The sequence below is a fragment of the Clostridium psychrophilum genome (assembly GCF_018861705.1).
In the GTDB taxonomy this organism is placed as follows: domain Bacteria; phylum Bacillota; class Clostridia; order Clostridiales; family Clostridiaceae; genus Clostridium_AD; species Clostridium_AD psychrophilum.
Window position 1 is genome coordinate 1 of sequence record NZ_JAHLEC010000264.1, and the last position, 836, is coordinate 836.

Consider the following 836-nt stretch of genomic DNA (forward strand, 5'->3'; position numbering starts at 1 on the left):
TTGGAATACCATTTTCATTAATTTTAGGTTTACCTATATCTTTAGTGCCTCTCGGATTGAGAGGGATTATAGGTATAATATCGTGATCTTTATAGAGATACTTATAATTTTCAATGGCATCAAAACCAGCATCACCTAAAAAATATATATACTTAAAATCAGGATGATAACTGAAAAAGTTATTAAGTACAGGTATAAGGCTCTTAGAATCATAGTCATCTTTATGTTCAGCGCCCGATAGGGCGTTAGCAATATCAATAGAATTATCACTATTATAGAAATCGATATGTCTTATGATGCCAAGACCATTTGTAATTAAGGCAACTTTCTTTGAGTAACAATAGTGTCCATTGATATAAGACAATTTGATATCTTTATTTGAAGAACATTCCTTAGGCATCTGAGAACAAGCGTAGCTGTGAGCATTAAAATTAGGGATGTTTTTAGAAAACTTTTTAGTATTTCTCATAACTGAGTCAAATGCTTTAGGGTTATTTTCTTTAACATATCCCTCAATGCCTGTAGTATCAGCAACAAGAATAGAGGAAAGTTCAGGGTTTAGTCTGTTACAAATAGGTTCAGTAATCTCAACAAGATTATTGAAAAACTGTAGAAAATCAGTTTCAAAGTCAATTTTTAGTCTTGAGAATTGAGATGCGTTTGGGACCTTAGAAAAACCACATAAAGTTTTAAGTTCTGACGAAAGATTAAGTATGTTGATTAATAAGGAGATATCTGGGATAGAAAGTATCATTTTTATAATCAAAGCAGTTAACATGGATGATAATTTATAATCTCTAGGGTGACCAGTTAGAGCATAATAATGATTAGTGAAT

General features: G+C 31.1%; 1 protein-coding gene. It reads right to left on the bottom strand.

Annotated features, from left to right (window positions below):
* A partial coding sequence (locus tag KPL38_RS19375; protein WP_216290764.1) for a transposase occupies window positions 1-778 on the bottom strand: 778 nt, incomplete at its 3' end.
* Between the last annotated feature and the right edge of the window lie 58 nt (window positions 779-836).